We start from the raw sequence: 933 nt of genomic DNA, 5'->3' as shown, positions 1-933 counted from the left end.
GCGGATCGCCTTGAACAGCAGGTACAGCGAGGTGTCGAAGTCGCCGAGCCCGGCCGGGATGTCCCGCGCGGTCAGCACCTTGCGGCGCACCTCCGGGTCGCTGAGCTCGGCCGGGTTGAGCACGACGTCCTGGTGCTCGGAGCCGACCAGGTCCGCGACGTCGCGGATGAACGGCGAGTCCGGGGTGTCCCGCACCTCGTCCGGCTGGAAGTTCTCCTCCTGGCCCTGGAAGTCGACCGAGAACGTGCGCAGCCGCTCGCCCTGCTCGGCCAGCCGCGCCGCCGCGAGACCGGTGACGGCGCTGGAGTCGAGCCCGCCGGACAGCAGAACGCAGCGGGGCACGTCGGCGATCAGCTGGCGGTGGACGATGTCGGTCATCAGCTCGCGGACCCGCTCGACCGTGGTCTCCTGGTCGTCCGTGTGCTGCTTCGCGTCGAGCTTCCAGTACGTCCGCGTGCGGATCCCGGAACGGTCGACGGTGACGATCGTGCCCGGCCCGACCTCGTGCATGCCCTTCCACAGCGACCAGCCCGGCGTCTTGGTCATGGACATCAGCTCGCGCACGCCGTCGGTGTCGACCACCTTGCGCGCCAAGGGGTTGGCGAGGATCGCCTTCGGCTCGGAGCCGAACAGGACGCCGTCGCGGGTCGGGTAGTAGTAGAACGGCTTGATGCCCATGCGGTCGCGGATCATCACGAGCTTCTCGTCGCGCTCGTCCCAGATCGCGAAGGCGTACATGCCGTTGAGGTGATCGACGACCTCGTCGCCCCACTCCAGGTAGCCGTGGAGCACGACCTCGGTGTCGCTGTCGGTCTCGAACTTGTGGCCCCGCTGGGAAAGTTCTTGGCGGAGCTCGGTGAAGTTGTACGCCTCGCCGCTGTAGACCATGGCGGCCAGCCCGGCTTCGGCCATCGGCTGCCTGCCGCCCGGCAG

Annotated in this window: 1 protein-coding gene; it reads right to left on the bottom strand. The window is 68.9% G+C overall.

Going from position 1 to position 933, the window contains the following annotated elements:
- Window positions 1-933: asparagine synthase (glutamine-hydrolyzing) (gene asnB, locus ACLJPX_RS44230; protein ID WP_410606082.1), on the bottom strand; the 933-nt coding region annotated here is incomplete at both ends.

Origin of the sequence: Amycolatopsis sp. lyj-90, assembly GCF_046549035.1 — a bacterium.
Classification (GTDB): Bacteria; Actinomycetota; Actinomycetes; order Mycobacteriales; family Pseudonocardiaceae; genus Amycolatopsis.
The sequence above is the reverse complement of the archived record's forward strand: the minus strand, read 5'-3'. Positions and strand labels throughout refer to the sequence as shown.